This is a genomic window from Bacteroides sp. D2, from assembly GCF_025147085.1.
Lineage (GTDB): Bacteria > Bacteroidota > Bacteroidia > Bacteroidales > Bacteroidaceae > Bacteroides.
In genome coordinates, this window is the sequence record NZ_CP102261.1 from 4,826,348 (window position 1) to 4,846,532 (window position 20,185).

Here is a 20,185-nt window from a genome sequence, read left to right on the forward strand (position 1 = left end):
TTATAATAATAACCTCTTATTATTCTAATGAATTTCACGCTGCAAAGTAAACTTATTTTTTTATAATATGATTTATCATAAAGTCCAATAAATTATCCATTTTGTACAAACTGGAATAATACTTGTCAATCAGTGCTATTATCAGCTTGACAGCGCTTTATTAATTGACTTGGAGTGCAACCGAAATGCTGTTTGCAATAACGACTAAAATAAACTTGTGAGTCAAATCCAAGTTCTTCAATGATATCTTTTATACAGATGCCCGGTTTGGTCATCTTTTCCAAAATAAGTTGGTTCTTTTGTTTCAGCATCCATTGTTTGGCTGTCATTCCAAATACTTCATTGAATCTTGCAAAAAAACAGCTTCTTCCCAAATTGGATAATGAAATAAGTTGTTCGATGTTACTCACTTTAGTATAGTTATGCATGACAAAATCTTTAAAATCAATTCTTTTTCCAATAATGGGATAAAACAGCATTGCGATTTCTTCTTTCTCATAAAATCCGCGTAGCAGGAAAAATAATTCCCGTTGCATCAGGTCATGCAGGTGCGAGCAGTTCATGCTATTTCGGATGCAGTAGGTAAGTATTTCCAAAAAGGGAGTTAACGGATAACGTATCTTAATAGGTTCGAATTTGTACTCTTTCTCCTTGCAAATTTCTGATAATGACTGTAATACTAGTTTGTCACAACTGCTTTCAGGTACATCGAAAAACATGAAAAGTAAATTTCCTCCCTTTCCGGCAACTCCCTTAAATGATGAAGAACGCGGAATCAGTATCATGTCTCCTGCCTGAAAAGTCCTGTTGTGAAATTGGTTGTAACTTACTGTAAAATCACCTTTGAGAAAGAACAACAGATAGTTCTTACTTGTATCATCCTCTCCCAGCTCTGTGTCCTCAGTAAACTCAATAAATTTGAATCCAGTTTCGATAGTAGTCATATAGTTCTGACATGACATGTGTTCTTCGATGTATAGCAACTTGTTTTCCATAAGCTTCGTTTTTATAAATAGAATTATTTTAGTGTTTGTTTTATCACAAGTTTCTTTGTTTCATAATTGTTTCAGTATATCTTTTCTTAATAACTTATCCATCAGATTTTTATTTTGCAATGTTCTAATTTTATTCATAATCTAATAATTCTGAAACATTTATCTGTTCTATTTTATATATAATATATTAATAATCAAATGTTTATATTCGTGCGATTCGTAGTAATCTCTATTGCGGAATAGAGATTAAGAAACGAACAATAATAAATAATGAGATAGTATGAAGAAATATCTATGTTTTATCGGGTTATTAGGAACATTACTTTGCAGCACTGCTACCTCTCACGCCCAAGAGATTGCAGTGAAAAGCAATCTACTTTATGACGCTACTACTACAATGAATCTAGGTCTTGAAATCGGTTTGGCAAAGAAATGGTCACTTGACCTGTCCGGCAATTATAATCCATGGAAATTTAATGATGAGACACGTTTACGCCATTGGGGGGTACAGCCGGAATTACGCTATTGGCTTTGTGAAAGGTTCAACGGTCACTTCATAGGAGTACATGGACATTATGCCAAATATAATGTAGGAGGAATTTCCTTTTTAAGCGACAACATGGAGCAACATCGCTACCAAGGTCATCTATGGGGCGGTGGAATTTCCTATGGATACCAATGGTTGTTAGGTAACCGTTGGAGTATGGAAGCTGTGATAGGAGTGGGGTATGCACGGTTGGACCACTCAAAGTATCCTTGTGCCACCTGCGGGACAGTGCAGAAGAGTGAGAAGAAGAACTATCTCGGCCCTACAAAGGCAGCGATTAATATGATATACATTATAAAATAGGTGAACGATGAAAAGAATCTGTTTATATATGGCCCTAGGACTACTGGGGATACTGTCCGGCCATGCCCAAGAGATAAGTATTAAAAATGCCATTGCCCGGAAGATTAGTGATGACAAGGTGGAAGTTTCTTTCAATATCGACTGTAATACACTGCAATTTTCTTCGAGACAACAATTGACAATAATTCCCGTAATCATAAGTGAATCGGAGAATGACAGTCTTTTTCTTCCATCTGTTTGCATTGCAGGCACGAATCGCTACCGTGTGAATAAGCGACAGGAGAAACTCTATGGCAAGATTAAAGGGCAGGAAATAATCCGCTATAAAAAGAAGTACGACACTGTGATTGAATATAACGAAACTGTTCCCTCACAGGAGTGGATGTCGGGTGCGCGTGTAGAGGTACTTCGTGAATTGCAGGGATGTGCCGGATGTGGTGAAATTCTAGGCAACAGCCCTATTGCCGATATTCCTTTATTAAAAAAAATCGTAGAACGCCCGAACTTGGAAATCAGAATACCGGTAATAGAGGAAAAACACCGTTCTTTCACCCATACTGCAACTCTGAATTTTAAAGTGAACCAGTCTACACTGCTGGCAGACTATATGAATAACCCGGTAGAGTTGGCTAAGATATATTCATCCATTGACTCTATTCGAGAGGATGTTAGTTACCGTATTGACAGAATCGGTATTGTAGGTTATTCCTCTCCGGAAGGTAACTACGTATCCAACGCCCGCCTCTCAGAACAACGTGCGAAAGCGCTGGAAAGAAATCTGGAACAGGCTTATAAACTGGATAATGGCATAATTGTATCCCGTTCGGTGCCTGAAAATTGGGAAGGATTAAGCGCTTGGCTGCAGGAATACCGGCCTTCTTATATGCAGAAAGTCCTTGATATTATAGAGCAAACTCCTGTGCCGGATGAACGTGATGCAAAAATAAAAGCCATTGATGGTGGGAAAATCTATAATGCTTTGCTGAGGGAAGTATATCCTCTATTACGATTGGTAGAATATACAGTCAGTTATACGGTTGTGCCTTTCTCAGTAGAACAAGGGAGAGAGATTATCCATACACGCCCCGATAAAATGAATCATTATGAAATGTATCTGGTGGCGGACAGTTATGGCAAAGGTTCGGATGAATACAATAAAATTATTCGGATGATCGCAGACCGTTTTCCGGACGACAGGATAGCCAATAACAATGCTGCCATTGTTGCATGGGAAATGGAAGATTATGACGCAATGAACGTATACCTGCAAAAACTGAATGAGAAAAGATAAATTCATTTTAGTATAAACACGAGTATTAATTAAATTTTAGTTTATGAAATTGGACAAAATTTTTGTAACGCTGTTTGTCGGATTGGCGATGACAGCATGTAGTAATGACGAAGAAGCGACAACTGGTGGCAATCAGCTTCCTGTTGATGGAAAGGCGGCTTATATGTCTTTGTCTCTGGCAATGCCCAAAAGTTCGGGAACACGTGCTCCGGGAGAGAATCATGGAACAGCAAACGAACAAAAGGTGAATGAGTTGTATCTTGCATTGTTTGATGCATCGGATATTTGCTTGGAAACAAAAACTTTGAGTGCTGCAGATTATATCTTGAATGTGGGTGGTGCCGATGTTGCAGGACATGATGGTAAGGCTTTCAGAGTACCTTCTGCTACTGCCAAAGTACTGGCTGTTGTCAACCCGAGTGACAAGTTTAAGCTTGTTTGTGTAGCTTCCACTTCCTGGTCAGTAATCAATAACGCTGTAGAACAGACTGTTAAGGAAGTGATTGGGGATGCTAAAAACAACTTCATGATGATTAATGCCGGTAAGAATGCAAGTCCGGCAGATGGTGCCCTGGTAGCGGCTAATGTGAAAGTGGTTGATGGAACGACCTATGCTGACGCTACTGCCGCAATCGCTGCCGCCGAAGGAGACCGTTCGGAGATTCACGTAGACCGTGTAGTTGCCAAAGTTTCTTTGGGAGTGAACGCAAGCGGTGTTACAGTTCCCGCAGGAGTAACCTGTACGTTCGGCAACTGGGCATTGAATGTCACAAACAAGAGCATGTTCCCTTATTCAGAAATCATTATGCCTGCCGGTGGCTCTGCCGGAGCAGATTACAGAATAGACCCGAACTATACGTTGGCAGGATTCAATGTATCACAATTCAATTATTTGAAAATTGCCGCAAACGGCAGTTTGCCAACCGATTTTTCAGCCATGGCCGACAGTAAATATTGTCTTGAAAACACAATGGCTGCTTATGCGCAAACCCAAGCACAGACTACGGCTGCCGTAGTGAGTGCAGTATATACTCCAAACTCTTTTACTGCTGGTGAAAGCTGGTTCCGTCTTTTGGGTGTCACTTATAAGACCTTGGCTGATTTACAGACCGTATATGTTGCCGCAAAAAGTGCGACAACACCGGATGCAGCACAACAACAGGTTCTTGATCTTTGCGATCAGTTCTACGCCCGTATGTCAGCTGCCGCTACTGCACAAAGCAAGACTATTGGAGCTGATTTTGCAGCTATCACTATTGCTGAACTGGATGCTATCACCAATGGAGGTGAATATTCGAAACCGGCTGCAGGTGAAACTGTGGGAGTTGAATATTTCCAAAAAGGAGTTTGTTACTATAATATCCTGATTCGCCACGATGATGCAATCACTGCAACAATGGCACATGGCAAATATGGTGTTGTACGTAATAACTGGTATACATTGACTATCAACAGCGTGAAACAACCGGGTACGTCTTGGATTCCTGACAAAACAGATCCTACTAAACCTGAAAATCCAGGTGAAGATAACGATGATAATGAAGCGTATCTTTCTGTGGATATAACAGTTAATCCATGGACAACATGGAGTCAGGGCGTAGACCTTTAATAAATAACTGTATAATAATATAAAGTTAAAATCAACCCATTGTAGGGAAGGCGCCGTGTGGCGTAAGCTTCCGGCAGTGTGCCTTCCCTTACTTTTTTTCTTGTTTTCATTAAATAAAAGCTGGCGGAAGCTGATTCCGTGAATCCTGAAAGGATATACTGACAAGTTTCGACTTGTCCACTCAAACAGATTATTCAGAGAAAAACACCATTGTTTTTCCTCACTATATATAAAAAAACAGAAAAATAAATAGAATCATTATGAGACACAACATTAAAATTAAGGGTATCATCCGGCGAACAGGCTTGGGGGGCTGTTTACTATTATTGTTGGCATGCTTCTCCTGTGAATCCATCCATGAGACGCTTCCCGAATGTCGGTTGTATATTGACTTCAAGTATGACTACAATATGGAGTTCACCGATGCTTTTGCTGCACAGGTGAATCGTGTCGATGTGTTTGTTTTCGATAAGGAAGGCACATTTATCATGAAGAAAAGTGAACAGGGGGAAAGACTGGGTACGGGTACCTACAAGATGTCGTTTGAACTCCCTGCAGGAGAATATCAGGTCGCAGCATGGGCAGGCATGAGTGATGCCTTTGAAATGCAGGAGTTACAGGCCGGGCAATCAAAGCTAAATGATTTGACAATGAAAATGAAGAGAGAAAAGTCATTGATACATAATGTTAAGTTGGAACCGTTTTGGTACGGTGAAGTAAAGACTGTACACTTCACAGGAGAGAAAGAACAGACAGAAACTGTCAGACTGGTTAAGGATACAAAAAAGTTCCGTTTTATCCTGCAAAAGTCAGGCCCGGGTGAAGAATTGGATGTAAACGACTGTCTGTTTGAAATCCGTGCGGATAATGGTAGTCTTGCATGGGACAATAGTCTGCTGGAAGATGATGTGATCTGTTTTCAACCCTATCATTTGGAGAAAGTGGAAGATGTAGGGATTGTTGTAGAAATGAACACGATGCGTCTGCTTGAAAACAAGAAAGTCTATCTGATGCTAACACGCAAATCGGATGGAAAGGAACTAATGAAAGTCAATCTGATTTCTTATTTGCTGCTGACCAAGATGGAAGGCCATCATATCCCTGCACAGGAATATTTAGACCGCCAAAGTGAATATGCCATTGTCTTTTTCTATAATCCCGAATTGCTGGATTTTCCGGCTAATAAGATTGTGATAAATGGTTGGACTATTTGGTTAAAAGGTGAGGAACTTTGATACACTAAGCAATGGTTATAAAGAGAATAAAAGATATGAAGAGTTATTGGTGGGTATGTTTTCTGCTATTTTATCGATTTTGTATCTCCTGCACAGAAAATGAGGGGAGCAGGGAGGCAATGATGAATCCTGACGAAGTGCAGATGGCAATAAATATCACTACACGTACGACGAATGACCCTGAAGTGCTGAATGTGAATGAGACACGTATCAGTCGAATACGTGTGTATATCTTTGATGGCACGTCACTGGATAAAATGTATTACTGGACACTGACGGAAACGAGCGGATTCTATGCAACTCCTGTTTTCACAGTAAAAGCTGCTACTGGAAAAAGTCTATGTGCAATAGTGAATGAGCCGACTGATATGAATACCCGTGCCATATTGGAGTCTGTAGATCATCCGAATGATTTGATAGATGTACAGTATCAGATAGCGGACTACCTGACTACCCAAGCTAATGTACCGGAATACACGACAGATTATTGCCTGCCGATGTACGGAGAAGTGAAAGGTATAGATGTGTCGAAAGGAATGACTCAGACGAGAAATATGACAGTAGACCGTGCCGTAGCACGGGTGGATGTGTATATGCGGAAAGAAGCGGGAAACAAGGAGGAAGTTCTCATTCCGAATGGGCTGATGGTGACAGGGGGAGCTGAAACCGGATATGTCTCTCCGGCAAAAGTGGGTAATTATGCGTCTTCTACCATTGATATAACCCGGGAAGCGGTTAAAAGTATACCGGAAGAAACTTCTACAAAAGATAAAGGAATACTGGCATATTCGTTCTATCTCCCCGAAATGGAATGTAAAGACCGGAAACTGAACCTAAAACTGGATGGTTATGATTCGATTGATTTAGGAGGGGATTCGGATAATTCCGGTGGAGCGGTATTGGAGAAACTGGAACGCAATCATGTATACCAGTTGTTGTGTCGGTTTAAGACAAAAATGCCGGCTTTAGACATAAACTTAACGGTGTGTCCATGGATAGCATTAGAACCTAATATTGATAAAATATATGGGGATATACATATTATAAATTGCTTTATTGTACCTCCTGGTGGAAGAGTTCATATACCTATGGATGGAGTTTATAAAGCATGGGCACAACTTGATGAATTCGAACATGCACCTATACCGGACGGAGAAGTTATGGTAGAAGTTCTTTGGCAAGATGAAATAGGAGTGATGACCGATCATAGTATAAAAGTGATGAATGCATCGTTGCGTGATAAGGCTTATGTCATAGTCGAAACAGGTGAGAAAATGGGTAATGCGGTGATAACAATGAAAGTGAATGGAGAGATTTATTGGAGTTGGCATATTTGGTGTACTGATTATAATCCAAATCTAAAGAATGGTCAACAAGAGCTTAACGGTTATGTATGGATGGATCGTAATATAGGCGCAACATATAATTCTTATAATGAAGAGGGAGGAGTCAGGTCTAAAGGCTTTCTTTATCAGTGGGGACGGAAAGATTTGTTTCCCCCTGCTAAAGGATGGGAAAAAGCAGAAGCCGATAAGGAATTATATGGGATCACTGGTGAACTAAAATCATTTAGTAAAACTCCGGTAGCAGTGCTTAATAATATTTCAAATTCAGTACATAATCCCATGACTTTTTATACATCATCTGACTCATGGTATACAGTGAATGAGAAACTGGCAGATTATTCACTGCGCTATTTATGGAATACAAAGTTAGGAAAGAAAACATTATTTGATCCATGTCCTGCAGGATGGAGGGTGCCTGCACCTAAAAATGTAGAGGATTCTCCTTGGCCTGATGATAGTATCGTCTTATATAAAGAAATGAAAGGGTTTGGATTCAATGTAAGCAATGTTTATTATCCTGCTGCAGGATATAGATTAAATTCTACAGGCGACATTATGATGGATATAAATTTAAATACACCTTATAATTATTGGGGAAGATATTGGTCTGGAAATCTTAGGCGATCATTTACAATGACTTTAACTTGTGTAGTTGCATGGGGAGAAAGACCAGAGGTAACAGGAGAAACCTATGGAGTATATGCTAAATTGGAGAGAGCGTCTGCTGCCTCTGTACGTTGCGTGAAAGAATAACAACTTAGAGAATTATAATTATGATAAGTAATATTACGAATGTTCTTACAGCTCTTTTTGTGACATTCTTACTATTCTCGTGTGTTGAAGAAAAGAATAGTTGTGATGATGGTAGGACAAATAACGTACCTGATGGGAAAGAACGAATGGAAATCCGCTTGATTGCACCTGTTGGCAATATAATGACAACTCGCGGAGTAGAAAACGCTTTATTTGAAGAAAACAGAATTGATAAACTGTTCATGGACATAATGGATGGGGAGAACGTTGTGACATCTTGCTCTACAGAAGATGGAAGGTTAATACTAGTATCTGTATCTGATAGCATTTATATAGCTTCTGCAATGTTTGATATCGGAGTTCTAAAAACAGGATATACTGTATGTATACGTGCTAATGATGACTTCCCTAAAGTCATATCAGAACAACCCGTTACTCCACTTTATATGTCGGGATTTGGGTTTATAGAAAAAAGTACAGAGCAGAATTTTAGAACTTCTCTACACTTACTTCGGGGAGTGGCTAAATTACGAACTACAGTTCGGAAAACTGCATTAAGTGTACCACAGCAGGAATTAGAGATAGGTGATGTGAAAGTGCAGGTAATTCATGCAGTTGATAAAATTCGCAAGTATGCTCCATTCTATTCGCATGATTCGGATGAATATATTTACGAAAATAGACCCAGCTCTTATTTTAGTTATTTTAGTTATTTTGATTATCCAGAAATAAGTCTTACTGATATCCTCTTAAAAGATAGAGTAGAACTTGACGGTGAAATGGTTACATTCTATTCCCAATATATTTATGAAAATTATTTGGAAGTCAGTAGAGACTATGAACTGGATAAAAATGTGACACTTCTAAAACTCACAATTCCTGTAACAGATGGAATGACCAGTCGCATTATTGAACGTACGATACGTCTTGACAATGGTGATTATAGAGTAAAACGTAATCATATTTACTCGATAGATGTGCAGGTACTAAGTATTGATGAAGTGAAAATTTACACAGATATGCTTAATTGGACTGATATTGAGATCACAGGTGATATTGTAGGTACTGATTTTGATGTGGACAGAAAAGAAATATCTTTAGTGCAAGGTATTACAGACCCTGTAAAATTGATTCAAGTTTGTTGCAATACTCCGGGGAGTTTTCAAATAAGGATACTTCAACCTAATCAGACAGATTTAATGTCTATAAATGATTTGCAACTTTATTGTGATGGAATATCCACCAATCATAGGGTGATAGGGAATAGTGGAATATATGATGTATCCACTGCCTAAACAATAGGTTTCTATTGTACAACGGGAAGTGTCTCTGAAAATTTTGATGGTGGCTTTATCGAAATAACGGCCGATAATGTACGGAAAGAACTGATTCCGATTAGTTCATTAACCACTTTTACTCCGTTGGATACGGAAGGAACTTCTAACTGCTATATAGCGGATAGAGGAGGGAAGAGCTATTCATTCACAGCCACAATTATGGGCAATGGTGTGGATGGGATTATTGACAATGGGGAATTTGAGGATGCGATGGGTAATAAACTCGCAAAAGTTACCGGTGCTGATATCCTGCCCTTGTCGGCCAAGTTATTATGGCAGGATACAGACGAACTGGTAGAACAAGTGGCTTTGGTAGATAACAGGGTTCAGGTGAAGATGGGACGGAGCCGTGGAAACGCAGTGATTGCTGTGTATGATAATGTGAACCCTAATGCGGTGAATGCCAAGATATTGTGGAGTTGGCATCTCTGGTGTACTGCTACTCCCGGATTGATAACATATTCTGCTTCCCGATATACCGGAAACGAATATAAAGTGATGGATCGTAATCTTGGAGCAACAACTGCCACTGGTGGATTGGGCACCACACAGGGACTTTCTTATCAATGGGGGCGTAAAGACCCATACTCTGGCTCGTTATCTTATGATGGCAAACGGACAGTATTATACGATATAAGAAGTGCAGAATCAGAAGTGGAATATTCAAAAAATGAACCCGCCACAATCGGACAGACCATCAGTACTCCACATATTTGTAATATGGGTACTAGCGATACGTATTCTTGGTGTAAAGACAATGATCTGTATATGAAATATCTATGGGGAAATCCAACTGGAACAGACAAGGTTTTCCCACAATCAACATCCAAAACAATTTATGATCCTTGTCCGGTGGGTTATAAAGTTGCTCCGGGAGATGTTTTCCAAGTATTAGCTAAAACTGGTTGGGTATGGGCACATTCGAATATAGCGTACTATTTTTATATTAAAAACGGATATTCTCATGGTTCCTCTTTTTATTGCGATGGTACGGGAGCTGATGAAACAAAGGTGATTTATTTGCCCGAGGTTTATTTACCTAATTGGGTGGCTGGAGATTTATCTTTATCGGGTAAATACTGGACTTCTTCGCTTTATGGTGAAAAAAAAGCTTTTACATTCACTTTCACCTTGCAAGGTAGTTACATGCTGCCCGTTAACAGAAGGTTTGCAGATGTAGGATCAGTACGTTGCATCAAAGAATAAATATAATAAATTGAAAGTTTTAATGACATGAAAAAACGACAAATACCGTTATTCTCTCATCCAAGATGCTTGATATTCTTTAGCATTTTAGGTATTCTGATATTGAGTAGTTGTGTTGATGACAATGAAACAGGAACTATAAATTCTTCCCCGGCAAATGTGATTCAGTTATCCATACCAGATGCGGAATTGGTGCAAGTGCGTAGTGTAGCTACGGGAAAGGAATGTATGATTAGTAATTTACAGGTTCTTATCTACAATGACGCTCATACCGCTGCTCCGGTATATTATCAGGAGGGAAAAAGCACACAGCTGTCTTTTCTGTTCGGAAATGGCACAGCATCTCCAACCATAACATTGACGGATTATATTCCTCAAAATGGAGATCGTGTTTATGTGCTTTGTAATATGACTGACCGTACTTCAATAAATGAAACAACAAGCGAAGATCAGCTCAAAAATTACAGTAGCCAGGGACAAATGAAAGGATTTTCGAGTTCACAAAAAGAGGAGCGAACCATTCCGATGTATGGTTGGATAGAATGGAACGAGGCGGCTACTTCTAATGTATGTTTGTTAACTCGTTGTTTGGCAAAAATTGTTGTGAATGCGAATTTGGAGCAATTATTTCCTGATAAAAAGGTCTATTGGGAATGGAAAAATCTAAATTTTTCAGATTTTATATTGGATAGTGACAATCAAGGAGATATTTATAAAGGGAATATCAACGAGAATGGCATTTCGGAAAAACATGACTTATTATCGGCCATAACTCCCATCGATGAGTCTAAAGGGTTGGTGACTAGCTATTATCCTTTGGAATATAAACATTCTATATATGCTTTAGGAAAGGAAGTGGATAAGAATAAATTCTCTGTAGATCGAGCAATGTTGTTGTTGACAGTACAGAATATGGATGGATCAGATAAGGAATATTATCGTTTGGACTTTTGGAATAAATCCACGGGAGCGTATTGGGATATATTGCGCAATCATTCTTATAATTTTAATATATCTAAACTAAAAAGTAAAGGTTATGCTACAACATTGGAAGCGATTCAGAACCCGGGAAGTAATATTGAGTATTCGGTGACGGTTTCTGATAATTGGTCGCAAGGATTTGCTTCAAACGGGCAGTATTTGCTGAAAACAGATAGGGAAAGTATTGAATTATTGAGAGGTATAGAAGATCCTGTAGTAATGGTGAAAATTGAGTTGCAGGCTGATGACTCAGGTAATGCAAATTTTGATAATGTAACAACGCGCAGGATTCGTGCTTTAGGAATGGACAAAAAAACTCTTTTCCCTTATAGCCAGATGCAAATGTATTATAGTATTGATAACAAAACTCTGATACCTATAAAGAAAACGACGGAAAGTAACCTCTCGGATAGTGAAGTAGATCTTCCTGTTAATAGCAATAAGTATTGGATATATGCTTGTGTGAGCAATGCAAACCTTGAATTTCAAGGGTATTTGGAAATTACTATTGGCAATATTATTAAATATATTCCTATTAAAGCTATAGAACATTCGGAGGCAAATCCAATTGACGAGAGTGGTCCGGCAAATAGTTTTATCACTCCGATTACTTATGGTATTTACTCATTTGATGCCACAGTAATAGGAAATGGAGTGGATGGCATTGTGGCTGAAACAAAAAATAAGCCGGCATGGTCTGGGCAACTTAAAGACGATCTTGCAATGTATCATTTTAAGAATGCTATGGGAGAGGATATCTCTGTTTCTAAAAATGTGGCAGTTGAACCTAAATCTGCCAAGTTAATTTGGCAGGATAAGGATAATCTAATATCACAGGTTGCATTTAATTCAGAGACTAATAGAGTTGAATTTTTAAGTAATGGAGCAGGAAATGGAGTTATTGCTGTTTATGATAACTCTGATCCCAATGCAGCAGACGCCAATGTGCTTTGGAGTTGGCATATTTGGTGTACAGAGCAACCTGATATTATCGAATTAGGGTTACCGACCAATGGGGAAGTTTACAGTGGAATAAATTATAGGATAATGGATAGGGATTTAGGAGCAACTACTTGTACTCCGGACGAATTGACTACTCGTGGCATGGGGTATCAATGGGGACGTAAAGATCCCTTTATAGGTTCAGCTTCTTTTGAAAGTACAGAAAGTGCTCCAATGTATAATGTTCGTGGTACCGACTTGTTTTTTGAAGAGATACAAAAAACAAAAAGTATAGGAACAATTGAGTATGCAATAAGACATCCTAATGTCTTTATTATAAGTAATGGTGCTGCGTATAGTGGAGGTGATTGGTTATATTATATTTCTCCTATTTATCAGTCTTCTTCGATGACTGGAAATCAATATTTATGGGGAAATAACCCTTATTCAGAGTACAAAATGGTCAATATAAAAACAATGAAGACACTCTATGATCCATGTCCTGCTGGGTATAAAGTATCTCCACCAGATGTGTATGGAGCATTTTTGAAAGAAAAGATAATAGAAGGATCAGTAACCGATCGTCTGCCGAGTTCTGATTATCATTACGGAACGATGGACGGTGAAAAAATTTATCCTCCGTCATTTACTAAGTATGGAGCCTATTTTTATTGTGGTGAGGGTAGCATGCAAAGGGTCTATTTTACAGGTAATGTTCGTTTTGGAGATACAGGATTTAAAGGGTTTCAAGGGATGTATTATGGCGGATCGCTTGCAGGTACTCTACTTCATGATGATGGTAATGGAGGAAATGATGTAGTTTCCTTTGCTTTTAATATTCCATCTTCATTTGGTTTTGGCTGTAGTTTTGGTTCGAAAGAGGCTCATTACTGGTTAGATCGTAGTGCAGCCGCTTCTATTCGTTGTGTCCGTGATGAATAAATGAAGATGAAAGTCACAGTCTATATATGGATTTTAATAAGTTTCTTATTTAAAATTATTTATCTATTCTCCTTTATCTGCAGTTTGCTTGTAGCTATATCATTTTTATTGATTATATCTATTTTTCGAGTATATTCTGCAGAAATCGGTTGAAGTAAAAGTGGAACATAAAATATGATTTTATATAATAATTTGTTGGCAAAAACCTTCTTGAATAAAAGAAAGTACTATTTCATGATATTCGGTTGTTGTTTTACTCGATTCAAGTATCTGGAAGTATGGAAAGAGATGGAACTCCGTATTCATGAACGGCAGTATATTGAGTGCTTGTTATTGGCATTACTCCCTGCATTGATACTGTCTTTATTTCTTTCATGGTGGTGTATGCTGTTTGTATTACTCAATTATCATTTGCTTTACTGGATGGAGAGGTGGTTTGGACATCACTCGTCATTTGATTGGGAGGCATTGGAACATTGTGGTGATACGTTTTATTTGAGAAAAAGGAAATCTTATGCGTGGATGAAGTGGTATGGCAAGAAATCGTTGCCGCCATCAGAATGGGATGATTAAAGTAACTTTAGGATAGCGTAATTAATTGAAAAGGCTAAAGTTTATGTTTTGCCGCTGTGAAGTGGCCCGTTAGAATCCATCCCCTGTCATTCTCTACATAGCAATATTTAGAAAATGGAATAATGGATTCGCCTGCCTGTGAAGGTAGACTATTGTTTGTTTTGTTTGTGTAGTGCATCTTTTTTCCGGTGGGGAAAGAGGTGCACTTTTTTTGTATTTCAAAAGGGACAGATGATTATTCGTCAATCTTGCGGATAATTTCTTCATTCAGTTCTTCATCAGTTCCCGTCAGTTGACGTACCAGTCTATAAACCGTAGTGCAAGGGTTGTGCATCGCATATCTTTCATCTGTATATTCACAATGTTTTGTTTCTGCCCAGCGTATAGCATTATCCTGCGAACCAAAAGTGGTGACTATATCAAAACTACTTTTGTCATTTTTAGCATATTGGTAAGGCGTTTTCTTTTTATATAAAGGAGATGCGTTGACAGCTTTGGTAATGGCGACGGCATATTCATCTCTTGTCATTCCTGTAATTCGGTTATGAAAATGATACAAATACCATAATTCGAAAGCTTCATTACTCCAGGCACATTCTATATGATTCTGGTTAGCTTTAGCAATTGCTGTGTTAAAGTTCTTGGCAGGAAAGCCGTCTTTATCAAATACAGCCCAAACTCTGTCATAAGGAATATTGGCTTTGTCTCGTAAACTAATGGCTTTATCAACTACACCAACTGTATTCATACGTCCGCCATCTAAAGTAAGTTCATAAACGACGTTACCTTTTCTATGCCGGTCAAAGGAACGGAAGTAGTTGGGTTCGGTCTTTTCTCCTTCACAAACGATTAGTATACGACAAATGACCGTTCTTGCTTTTCGTTTGTTCTTTTTATATTCATGCCGCTTTTGCAAAGCATTGTCTATCTTAATTACTCGTGCCATTATTTCTTATGGTTCTAATCATTCATAATAAATGGAATCGCCCCATATCTTCCATTGATATAATTTTTCTCATAGTTCGTGTCATTACGGGGCTTGGAACCATCAGGCAAAATGATGTCCATCATTGAATATAGGTCTGTTTGCTCCAAAGTGTCTTTCTCTGTGAACCATATCTGATCTCTACGCAACAGACGTGCAGAAAGCAAGTGAGTGTCATGCGTGGAGAATATCAGTTGAGCATTCTTTGGGTTCGTCTCCGCATTATTAAATAACTTGATAATGTATTGGGAAATAAGAGGGTGCATTTTTGCATCCAATTCATCGACAACTAAAATGGAACCTTTCAGTAAAGTCTCAAAGATGGGACCGGATAACTCTACTAACTTTAATGTTCCTGCCGATTCCTGGTTTTCGAGGTTGAATACCTCTTCACCAATCACTTGCCCTTTATCATTATATTTGTTGTGAACTGTACTAAGTTTTATATTTTTTTCAAGAACCATGCTTTTTCCTGATACAAAACTAACTTTAGTTGTGCTTTCTTCTTCTGAAAGTAAATCTTCAAAGCCCAATTGTAGAGTTTTGAAAAAGGCAAGAGCTTCTTGATAGCCCTCTTTCTTTTCATGAAACATTTGTTTTGAAAGTGTTTTGTAACCTATACTCTGCAAACCGGAAATTATTCTGTACCCATTATTGAACCAATTAATGATTTTCTTAGAAATAGTTCCCCCTAATTGTGCACACAAAGAAAGGAATAGCCGATTTTCATTTGTTTTAGATTCATATCCTATGCCCTCGGAAAAGTCTTTTTCTGAAACGCCAATACCTTCTTCTGTACGGATAAATAGAGTCTTTTCTTTTTTTGTTCCTACCTTGGTAAACAGCCATTCGCCAACAATAGAGGTATAGGTATAATCGAACCCATATCTGTATCGAATTCCGTCCATCAAAAAGAGTATTTCATAATGAGTCGGCTCGTATGTGTCGTCTGAAGTCTCTGATAGAAGAAACGGATCATACGGAAGCATTTCGTTATCGTTTAGTCGCACAGAGTTGATAACGCAATTTCTCATATTATCCAACGCGCTTATCAAATTGGATTTTCCGCTGGAGTTGGGACCATAAACTGCGGCAGTTTTTACTATTTTGTATCCATCCAACGAAACAACATTAGTTTTAGGTTCTTCCACAATATTCTGCGCTTCGAGCGAGAAAGTACATTCTTTATGGAATGAGCGATAGTTTTTAACTGTAAATTCAAGTAACATGGTTATCTGTTTTTTAGCTATGCAACAATGAATATATGAGTCTAAATCTCAATATAGACTACAAATATAGTATAAAACAGATCAAAAATACGATTTGTTGAGCAAAAAGCTCAAATATTTTCCATTCTTGATCTACTATGAAATAATAGATACCTTTTGGAGGCCAAGTTATTCTTCTCTCCCTGTTTGGCATTCTTGTCGCCTTTTTCTGGTTTTTATTTCTCTTCTTGTCGTTTTTTGTATTTTCTAAACTGTCTGTGGGTATGTAAAACGTCCTTGAAGATCTTGTGAGTATTATAAATTTGTGTCGTTTCACTTTTCTGGAGAATACCGCACTTTTGTACCGTTAACGTTAGCGAAGTAATAATTAAACAGTATTCATTTAAAAAAGAAAAGTATTATGGCAATTAGATTTAAAAGGGTTCAACGTCTGTGTGATCCAACAAACAAAGAGGCAGGAAAGAAAGTGTATCCGGTAATTTCTTATCAATACGATACGAGTGCTACATTGGATGAGTTTGCGAAAGAAATATCCTCTGCTTCCGGTGTAAGTGAAGGTGAAACTATTAGTGTATTGAAAGATTTTCGTACACTTCTGCGTAAGACATTACTTTCCGGACGTTCGGTAAATATCGCAGGACTGGGGTATTTCTATTTGGCTGCTCAAAGCAAAGGAACGGAAAAGGCGGAAGACTTTACTGTATCTGACATTAGCGGTCTGCGGGTTTGTTTTCGTGCGAATTCGGATATTCGTCTCTTTGCAGGAACTTCGACACGTTCGGATGGATTGAAGTTTAAGGATTTGGATCATATCAATGATTCGAGTATCATTGATGGTGGCTCAGGCGAAGGAGGTGAAGCACCGGACCCTGATGAAGGTACGGGAGGTAGTGGTGAAGCACCCGATCCGGCAGCTTGATAAACGGGAAGTCGGGAATTAGCGACTTTGTATGGAATGGGGCTTCGGCCTCATTCTTTCTTTATAACTACATAAATAGATCAATATGCAAATAACTACAATCCTTGCTTTCATTACTGCTATGGGTGGTTTGGAAGCGGTGAAATGGATAGTGAGATATATCTCTTGCCGGAAAACGGATGCACGGAAAGAGGAGGCAGACGTAAGCAGTCTGGAAGAAGAAAATCGCCGTAAAAAGGTGGATTGGTTGGAAGATCGCCTGACACAGCGGGACGAGAAAATAGACGGGCTTTATATCGAGCTTCGCAAGGAGCAGGAAGAGAAGATCGACTGGATACATAAATGCCATGAAGTAGAGTTGGCACAGAAAGAGTCGGAGGTGAAAAAGTGTGAGATCAGAGGGTGTGTGAAGCGCATTCCTCCTTCGGAATATTAATGAGGTTAGTTGATAAGAATAAAATGTCATGAGAAAGATAGATTCTATTATAGTGCATTGCTCGGCTACAAAAGCCGGACAGGATTTTACCGCTGCAGATATTGACCGTTGGCACCGGGAACGTGGGTTCAATGGTATCGGTTATCATTATGTTATCCGTCTGGACGGAAGACTGGAGAAAGGAAGGGAGATTGATTTGGCGGGAGCGCATTGTAAAGGTTGGAATGAGCGAAGTGTCGGGATCTGTTATATCGGGGGACTGGATGAGAACGGACATCCGGCAGATACCCGGACAAATGCTCAAAAACGGGTGATTTATCAAGTAATAATGGATTTGCAACGGCAATATACTATTCTTCAGGTATTGGGACACCGGGATACTTCGCCGGATTTGAATGGAGACGGGGTGATCGAACCTTATGAATATGTGAAAGCGTGTCCTTGTTTTGATGTGAGGGAGTTTATGAAGAGTGGGAGGGAGCTGCTGTTTGTTTTATTATTGGGTCTCGTTCTTCCGGGGGTGCTGTCGGGATGCAGGAGTAAGAAGGAAGTTACCAGTAGGAGCAGTGAGGTGCAGATGGATTCAAGTTCTTCCGGGCATTCTTCCCATGTGGCTTTGTATGATGTTAATCAGGAAAAGAAGATGCTGGAACGGATGGAGGAGTCTACCGAACAAATATTGGTAGTATTGGGGAAAGATACTGCGACAGGGGATTTCTCTTCCACCTGTTTTATTTCAGGTAGCAGAAAGACGGTGAATAAGGTTTTTGAAAAGAAAGAGAGGATAGATGAGAAAGAAGATACTCAAATATCATCTTTCATCGACACGAATCATCATAAAGTGGTTTGTGAGGAGGAAGAGAATAGCTTATATTATAGGAAAAATATAAGTTGGATGCTAATAATTAGTATATCGGCATTGATGTTACTTTACTTTATTTATAAAAAGAGGAGAATTCTTTTTTGAGGATTTGCATAGAAATATATAGAATAATACTATCTTTGTAGAGGTATATCGGGCTTAATGGAGTGATTGTTCAATAATATTCATATTCATCATCGGGATATACAATGAGAATGAGGGCGAAATTTTTTATTGTGATAATTGGAATTGTGTAGCCCTAAATGTGCGAATAACGTAAAAGTGGTAGCTTTTGAGTTTGAATTTTGCATATATCGAAACAGGCTATTTATAATATTTGCTATTAGTCTTGTTTGTAAACAGATATTGTTCTCTTAGACATGAATATAATTTGCCGTATTTGTGATTATACGGACCTTTGCAGAAGGTAACTAACAAACAATATTAGGGATTAATGATTATATATAATAGTCGATTAGCAAAATGTCTTCTCGATAAAAAGAAACATTCTTTTATGATTTTTGGGTGCTACTTTACCCGTTATAAGCAATTAGAATTTTGGGAGGAAATAGAAAACCGGATTCATGTAAGGCAATACATGGAATACTTTTTGCCTGCATTGTTATCAGCAGTAGGAGTATCGCTATGAGTGAAGCTGTCATCATCAAGATGGGCTGACTAAGATAAAGATCCCTTGTGGATCGGCTGCCTGTGAAGGTCGCTCTATTGTTTGTTTTGTTTGTGTTTTGGTGCACCTTTATTCTGTTGAAGAATAAGGTGCACTCTTTTTATGGTTATGTAATAGTTTAAATATATCTTTGAAGAAAAAAAGAAGATGGGTGAAAAAGCTTCAATGTGGAATCTTTGGCATGGCTGTCACAAATTGAGTGAGGGCTGCCGTCATTGTTATGTGTATCGGACGGATGGTAAATATGGAAAAGACAGTTCGGTGGTGACAAAGACGGAGAAGTTTGATTTACCCTTGCTTCGGAAAAAGAACGGTACGTATAAGATACCTTCGGGCAATCTGGTATATACCTGTTTTACTTCGGACTTTCTGATAGAAGATGCTGACGAATGGCGTGCCGAAGCATGGGAGATGATACGGATACGGCAGGACTTGCATTTCCTTTTTATCACCAAACGAATCGATCGATTACAACAGTGTCTGCCTCCGGATTGGGGTGATGGGTATGAGAACGTTACAATCTGCTGCACAATGGAGAATCAGGATAGGGTGGATTTTCGTCTACCTATTTATAGAGAAATTCCTATTAAACATAAAATTATTATCTGCGAGCCGCTTCTTAGCCGGATTGATTTTAGAGGTGAGTTAGGGGATTGGGTGGAACAGGTGGTTGCCGGAGGAGAGTCGGGAAAGGAAGCCCGAATGTGTGACTACGAGTGGGTGCTGGATATCCGGCAGCAATGTATAGATGCGAATGTCGGCTTTTGGTTCAAGCAGACTGGGAGTTTTTTGCTGAAAGAGGGACATGAATACAAGATTGCCCGACAGTTTCAACATTCGCAGGCGAGGAAGGCTGGATTGAATTATACGCCTGATAAACAAGAAATAAAAGGTTAGTTCAGATATTTTTTACTGAAAGCGAGGGTTGCTTGGCAATCTTCGCTTTTTTGTTTTATTGAGTACAAAATACGGATAATCACGTCTTTTTATAAAGATATTGTGTAAA

Annotated in this window: 16 protein-coding genes; 13 read left to right on the top strand and 3 right to left on the bottom strand. The window is 38.8% G+C overall.

The genetic code is table 11. The features are described from left to right. Window positions 1-125: 125 nt before the first annotated feature. Window positions 126-995, bottom strand: coding sequence for a helix-turn-helix domain-containing protein (locus tag NQ505_RS17625; RefSeq protein WP_008999562.1), 870 nt, complete (start codon window positions 993-995; stop codon window positions 126-128). Between the two features lie 280 nt (window positions 996-1,275). On the opposite strand from NQ505_RS17625, the gene NQ505_RS17630 reads away from it, so the two are divergent. From NQ505_RS17630 to NQ505_RS17670, 9 genes are all read left to right on the top strand, one after another. Next, on the top strand, window positions 1,276-1,845 hold the full coding sequence (locus NQ505_RS17630) for a DUF3575 domain-containing protein (RefSeq protein WP_008999563.1): 570 nt from the start codon (window positions 1,276-1,278) through the stop codon (window positions 1,843-1,845). 7 nt (window positions 1,846-1,852) lie between these two features. Then, window positions 1,853-3,136 carry a DUF3868 domain-containing protein gene (locus NQ505_RS17635; protein ID WP_008999564.1) on the top strand — a complete coding sequence of 428 codons (1,284 nt, stop codon included), beginning with the start codon at window positions 1,853-1,855 and terminating at the stop codon, window positions 3,134-3,136. 43 nt (window positions 3,137-3,179) lie between these two features. Continuing rightward, on the top strand, window positions 3,180-4,745 hold the full coding sequence (locus NQ505_RS17640; protein WP_008999565.1) for an Mfa1 family fimbria major subunit: 1,566 nt from the start codon (window positions 3,180-3,182) through the stop codon (window positions 4,743-4,745). A gap of 260 nt (window positions 4,746-5,005) precedes the next feature. Continuing rightward, complete coding sequence (locus tag NQ505_RS17645) at window positions 5,006-5,980, top strand: FimB/Mfa2 family fimbrial subunit (RefSeq protein WP_008999566.1); 975 nt, start codon at window positions 5,006-5,008, stop codon at window positions 5,978-5,980. Between the two features lie 35 nt (window positions 5,981-6,015). Continuing rightward, window positions 6,016-8,079 (top strand): hypothetical protein, encoded by a 2,064-nt coding sequence (locus NQ505_RS17650; protein WP_008999567.1) that lies wholly within the window; start codon window positions 6,016-6,018, stop codon window positions 8,077-8,079. 20 nt (window positions 8,080-8,099) lie between these two features. Continuing rightward, window positions 8,100-9,374: a hypothetical protein gene (locus tag NQ505_RS17655; RefSeq protein ID WP_232293020.1), complete on the top strand. Its 1,275-nt coding sequence runs from the start codon at window positions 8,100-8,102 to the stop codon at window positions 9,372-9,374. Between the two features lie 126 nt (window positions 9,375-9,500). Continuing rightward, entirely contained in the window at window positions 9,501-10,622 is a 1,122-nt protein-coding gene (locus tag NQ505_RS17660; RefSeq protein ID WP_232293021.1) for a hypothetical protein, read from the top strand. 27 nt (window positions 10,623-10,649) lie between these two features. Next, window positions 10,650-13,487, top strand: a complete 2,838-nt coding sequence (locus NQ505_RS17665; RefSeq protein ID WP_008999568.1) for a hypothetical protein — start codon at window positions 10,650-10,652, stop codon at window positions 13,485-13,487. A gap of 174 nt (window positions 13,488-13,661) precedes the next feature. Further along, window positions 13,662-14,060, top strand: a complete 399-nt coding sequence (locus NQ505_RS17670) for a hypothetical protein (protein ID WP_008999569.1) — start codon at window positions 13,662-13,664, stop codon at window positions 14,058-14,060. Between the two features lie 235 nt (window positions 14,061-14,295). Here NQ505_RS17670 and NQ505_RS17675 read toward each other — a convergent pair whose 3' ends face one another. After that, entirely contained in the window at window positions 14,296-15,006 is a 711-nt protein-coding gene (locus NQ505_RS17675) for an RloB family protein (RefSeq protein WP_008999570.1), read from the bottom strand. A 14-nt stretch (window positions 15,007-15,020) separates the two neighbouring features. Further along, entirely contained in the window at window positions 15,021-16,274 is a 1,254-nt protein-coding gene (locus NQ505_RS17680; RefSeq protein WP_008999571.1) for an AAA family ATPase, read from the bottom strand. A gap of 400 nt (window positions 16,275-16,674) precedes the next feature. On the opposite strand from NQ505_RS17680, the gene NQ505_RS17685 reads away from it, so the two are divergent. The 4 genes from NQ505_RS17685 (at window position 16,675) to NQ505_RS17700 (ending at window position 20,076) form a co-directional block, all read left to right on the top strand. Continuing rightward, entirely contained in the window at window positions 16,675-17,193 is a 519-nt protein-coding gene (locus NQ505_RS17685) for an HU family DNA-binding protein (RefSeq protein ID WP_008999572.1), read from the top strand. Between the two features lie 85 nt (window positions 17,194-17,278). Then, the gene (locus tag NQ505_RS17690) at window positions 17,279-17,629 is read left to right on the top strand and encodes a hypothetical protein (RefSeq protein WP_008999573.1); all 351 of its coding nucleotides are present in this window, start codon (window positions 17,279-17,281) and stop codon (window positions 17,627-17,629) included. A gap of 28 nt (window positions 17,630-17,657) precedes the next feature. Continuing rightward, complete coding sequence (locus NQ505_RS17695; RefSeq protein WP_008999574.1) at window positions 17,658-18,596, top strand: N-acetylmuramoyl-L-alanine amidase; 939 nt, start codon at window positions 17,658-17,660, stop codon at window positions 18,594-18,596. A gap of 730 nt (window positions 18,597-19,326) precedes the next feature. Continuing rightward, complete coding sequence (locus tag NQ505_RS17700) at window positions 19,327-20,076, top strand: DUF5131 family protein (protein WP_008999576.1); 750 nt, start codon at window positions 19,327-19,329, stop codon at window positions 20,074-20,076. Window positions 20,077-20,185: the final 109 nt, after the last annotated feature.